Source organism: Nocardioides sp. (genome assembly GCF_051876515.1).
GTDB lineage: Bacteria > Actinomycetota > Actinomycetes > Propionibacteriales > Nocardioidaceae > Nocardioides.
Genome location: NZ_JBJEHY010000022.1, coordinates 1 through 4244 on the forward strand (window position 1 = coordinate 1; position 4244 = coordinate 4244).

7 protein-coding genes and 2 pseudogenes are annotated in these 4244 nt (G+C 73.1%); 3 read left to right on the top strand and 6 right to left on the bottom strand.

Translation table 11 applies throughout. The features are described 5' to 3' along the window. Positions 1-59 precede the first annotated feature (59 nt). From ACI379_RS01120 to ACI379_RS01130, 3 genes and pseudogenes are all read left to right on the top strand, one after another. A pseudogene (locus tag ACI379_RS01120) lies at positions 60-373 on the top strand (ATP-binding cassette domain-containing protein); the annotation flags it as partial. A 45-nt stretch (positions 374-418) separates the two neighbouring features. Next, a complete protein-coding gene (locus tag ACI379_RS01125) occupies positions 419-679 on the top strand; it encodes a hypothetical protein (protein WP_439790223.1) in 261 nt (86 codons plus the stop codon). Positions 680-685: 6 nt separating this feature from the next. Further along, on the top strand, positions 686-1459 hold the full coding sequence (locus ACI379_RS01130; RefSeq protein WP_439790217.1) for a sulfite exporter TauE/SafE family protein: 774 nt from the start codon (positions 686-688) through the stop codon (positions 1457-1459). A 13-nt stretch (positions 1460-1472) separates the two neighbouring features. Here the strand turns inward: ACI379_RS01130 and ACI379_RS01135 are convergent, their stop codons facing one another. The 6 genes and pseudogenes from ACI379_RS01135 to ACI379_RS01160 all read right to left on the bottom strand — a co-directional run. Then, entirely contained in the window at positions 1473-1925 is a 453-nt protein-coding gene (locus ACI379_RS01135; protein WP_439790218.1) for a pilus assembly protein TadG-related protein, read from the bottom strand. Continuing rightward, complete coding sequence (locus ACI379_RS01140) at positions 1922-2386, bottom strand: hypothetical protein (protein WP_439790219.1); 465 nt, start codon at positions 2384-2386, stop codon at positions 1922-1924. The genes ACI379_RS01135 and ACI379_RS01140 overlap by 4 nt, the downstream gene beginning before the upstream one ends. A 47-nt stretch (positions 2387-2433) precedes the next feature. Continuing rightward, entirely contained in the window at positions 2434-2853 is a 420-nt protein-coding gene (locus ACI379_RS01145) for a TadE/TadG family type IV pilus assembly protein (protein ID WP_439790220.1), read from the bottom strand. After that, entirely contained in the window at positions 2853-3062 is a 210-nt protein-coding gene (locus tag ACI379_RS01150) for a hypothetical protein (RefSeq protein WP_439790221.1), read from the bottom strand. The genes ACI379_RS01145 and ACI379_RS01150 overlap by 1 nt, the downstream gene beginning before the upstream one ends. A 58-nt stretch (positions 3063-3120) precedes the next feature. Beyond that, positions 3121-4068, bottom strand: coding sequence for a type II secretion system F family protein (locus ACI379_RS01155; RefSeq protein ID WP_439790222.1), 948 nt, complete (start codon positions 4066-4068; stop codon positions 3121-3123). Continuing rightward, a pseudogene (locus tag ACI379_RS01160) lies at positions 4065-4244 on the bottom strand (type II secretion system F family protein); the annotation flags it as partial. The pseudogene ACI379_RS01160 and the gene ACI379_RS01155, both read right to left, overlap by 4 nt.

The following is a 4244-nucleotide window of genomic DNA, read 5'->3' on the forward strand; positions in this document are numbered from 1 at the left end:
ACCGCGTCCGAAAGAGCCAGCTCATGCCAGGTCAGTCCCCACCCCGGACGACCGTCCGGATGCACGAGCTGGTACCGGGCGCCGCGCTGGCCGGGGAGGTGCGCCTGGACGGCCAGGACATCTACGACCCCGAGCGCCGACTGACCGATGCCCGCCGGGCGATCGGGATGGTGTTCCAGAAGCCGAACCCGTTCCCGGCGATGTCGATCCAGGACAACGTGCTCGCGGGGCTGAAGCTGACGGGCGTGAAGGCGGGACGCGGTGAGCGGGAGCAGCTCGTGGAGGAGTCGTTGACGCGCGCGGGGCTGTGGAACGAGGTGAAGGACCGGCTGAAGCAGCCCGGTTCGGCGTTGTCGGGGGTCAGCAGCAGCGGCTGTGCATCGCGCGCTCGTTGGCGGTGCGCCCGCGGGTGCTGCTGATGGACGAGCCCTGCTCGGCGCTGGACCCGACCTCGACGCGGGTGGTCGAGGAGACGATCACGCAGATCGCCGGCGACGTGACGATCGTGATCGTCACGCACAACATGCAGCAGGCGCACCGGGTCTCGGACCAGTGCGCGTTCTTCCTCGCCTCGCACGGGACGCCGGGGGTGATCGTGGAGCACGGGCCGACGGACGTCATCTTCGACAACCCGCAGGACCAGCGGACCTCGGACTACGTCAACGGCCGCTTCGGGTGAGGTGGGATGGACCTGTGGCCTGAGCTGGTCGCGTTCGTCGCGGGGGCGCTGCTGGCGGCGGTGACGACGCCGGTCGGGGTGTCGGGTGCGGTCTTCCTGCTGCCGGTGCAGCTGTCGGTGCTGGGGGTGCCGAACCCGCGGGTGACGCCGACGAACCTGGTGTTCAACGTGGTCTCGGCCCCGGGTGGGCTGCTGCGGTTCGCCCGGCGTGGGCAGGTGGAGCTGCACCTGCTGGGTCCGCTGCTCGCCGGTGCAGTGCCGGGTGTGGTGCTGGGGGCGGTGCTGCGGGTGCACGTGGTGAGCGACCCGGACGTGTTCAGGCTGGTGGCGGCGGCGGTGCTGGCCCCGCTGGGCGTGCACATCCTGCGCCGCCGTACGCCGGCTGGCCACCGCAGCCCGCCGCGCACGGGCTGGGTGGTGGCACTGTCGGCGCTGGTCGGTGTGGTGGGCGGCGTGTACGGGATCGGCGGCGGTTCGCTGCTGGCGCCGGTGCTGGTGGGGCTCGGGATGACGGTGGCGTCGGTCGCGCCGGTGGCGCTGCTGTCGACGTGGGTGACGTCGGTGGTCGGGGTCGCGACGTACGTGCTGCTGGCGCGTGAGGTCCCGGGGACGATCTCCCCGGACTGGCCGCTGGGCGTGGCGGCGGGGCTGGGCGGCCTGCTGGGCGGGTGGGCGGGCGCGTCGGCCCAGCCGTACCTGCCGGAGCGGGCACTGCGGGTCCTGCTGGGGTGGCTGGCGCTGGCGCTGGCGGGGTTCTACCTGGTGCAGGCGATCACCTGAGTCGACGCGCGTCTCAGCGCTGGATCTGGACGGACGCGCTGCTGGTGGCGCTGACCCACCGGGTGTCGAACGCCCCGAACCCGGACGGCAGGTCGAGGGGCGCGGTGAGAGTGACGGTGACCCGCCCCGCGGTGGCGTCGACGCCCACCTGCGAGCGGATCCCCTCGAAGCGGGCGTCGGCACGAGCCCGGGTGAGGTAGTCCTCGACCGCCGCGCGCACCGCTTCGGGGTCCTGGAGCAGCCGTTCGCCGTCGAGGCCGCCCTCGTACACGCCGGCGGCTCCGAGGTCGGAGCCGTGGAGCGCTGCGCCGTCGGCGAGGGTGTCGAGACCTTGACGCTGCAGGTACGCCGAGGAGGCGATGGTGACCACCACGACCAGTGCCGCCAGGATCGCCGCGAACCCGATGATGAGGACGGTGACCTGCCCGGTCTCGTCCGTACGCCGGCCCGCCCCGACGGCTCTCACCTCGTCCCCGCAGCCGTCGGTGACGCCTCGACGTACTGCCCGATCGGGACCGAGTGCTGCGAGGAGAGGGCGAACGTCGGTGCCGCCTCGCCGAGGATCGACGGGACCCACGGCAACGTGACGGAGGACTCGACGGTGACCGTGACGGTGGAGGTGCCGGTGAGGCAGTGGTCGGGGAACGGGGTGCACGACACCTGCACCCGCCCCCGCATCCCCTCGGCGCCCTGGTCGGCCAGCACGAGCGCGACCACGGCCTCGGCCCGGCGGTGCGCCGCGACCTCGTCCGGGGCCAGCGCGAAGGCACGGCCGGCGGACCGGGCGGCCGCGTCGACGGCGAACGCGCCACGCTGCACCTCGAACACCGACAGCACGATCCACACCAGCGGGACGATGAGGATGAGGGCCAGCCACACGAACTCGACGATGGCGGTGCCGTCCTCCCCCGGCCCCGCCGGAGGCACACGTCTCCCCGTCCGCCCGCACCTGTCCCAGCTGGCCGCCGACCACCTCACGGTGCCACTCCCGCGGGGTCCTCGGCGACGGCGTGGCCCGTCACGCGGAGCGTCATGGCGGGTCCGCCCAGCCCGAGCGCGGGCACCTCGGCCTCGATGACGGCCTCGTAGCCCGGCGACCCCAGGACGACGGCCGGGCGGACGCTCACGTTGCGGGCGTAGCGCCCGGCGATGGCGACAGCCGCCTGGTCGCGCGCCCGCTGCTCCCCCAGCTCGGCGGAGGAGCCCAGGACGGCGGCGTACCGAGCACCCTCGGCGGCTGCGGAGGCGAGCGTGTTCCGTACGTGCATCACCAGCGCCACCTGCATCACCCCAAGTACGAGTGGGAGGAGGAGCATCAGCACCAGGATGAAGTCGACGACGGCCGCCCCGCGCTCGTCGTCGGGTGGCCGTGGCCGCCGCCCGCGCACGGGCATCACTCCGCCGCCGACCCGGTGACCATCGCCATCGCGTTGTCCATCATGTCGCCCAGCTGGTCCTTGGCCATCGGGATGAGCACGGCGACGACGGCTGCGCTCATCACGGTGACCATCACCCAGCCGGGCACGTCCCCTCGTTCGTCTCGCACGCCGATGGTGAGGCGTACGAAGATCGCCAGCGCTGCGTCGTCGAATCGTTCCTGCATGGTCCTGCTCCCCGTTCGTGGTGTGACCGCGACGACCCCGATGCCGCCGCGGGTGTGACTAGGGCGCCATCAGGCGCAGACCGATCGCCCCCGGGAAGAAGGCGAACACGATCGTGACGGGAAGAACGAGGAAGACGACCGGGGCCATCATCGCCACCTCCCGCCGGGCAGCGGACTCGATGAGGGCGCGGCGCCCGGCCTCGCGCACGTCCGCGGCTTGGGCGTGCAGCACGTCGGCGAGCGGCGTACCCCTCTCCACCGCCACCGCCACGCCGCGCGAGAAGCGTGCAACGAGCTCGAGCCCGGTGGTCGAGGCCAGCCGGTCGAACGCCTGACCCACCGACTCCCCCGTCCGGATCCGCGCCAGCAGCCCACCGAGCTCCCGCGCCAGCTCGCCCCGGCAGCGGCGCACCACCCGGTCGAGCGCCGCAACAGGGCTCTCACCGGCAGCAACGGACAGGGCCAGCAGCTCGGCCACCACCGGGAACTCGACCACCATCTGGCGCTCCCGACGCGTCACCTGGGCGCTCAGCCGGTTGTCCCTCAGCAGCACGCCCGTCCCGAAGCCGACGCCGCACAGGATCAGGGCGGCCACCGGACTCACCGGCCCGCTCAGGGCCCGCAGCACCTGCACCCCGGCGACGAGCCCGAAGCCGCCCAGCCCCCAGAAGACCTGCTCGACGCGGAACTCGTGCACGGTCATCTCGACACCGAGACGGTCGAGCCGACGCCGTACGGAGGCGCTGCCTCCCAGCACTCGTTCGACGAGGTCCGCGGCCGCACGCACCCCGGGCCCGAACACCTCCGACGCCGCGTGGAAGGGCGAGGCACCCGCGGGGGACGCGACCGGGCGTACCGGCTGACCGATCCGCGGCACGTCACGCAGGTACGGGAGCACCCGAAGCCCCAGGTGGGGTCGCCGCAGGGCGGCCACCCGGGACGCCACGAGCAGGATGCCGAGGGCTGCGGTCGCGCCCAGGACCCCTCCCCACGCCGTCGGACTCATCCGAGGATCCTCTGCTCGACCGGGAGCCGTCCGATCCGCATCATCAGCCGGTACGCACCCACGCACAGCACCGCACCGACGGCCAGGACGGCGACGCCGACCGGCGAGGAGTACCGGCTGATCACGTCGGGCTGGAACGACATCATCAGCAGCACGGCCCACGGAGCAGCAACCGC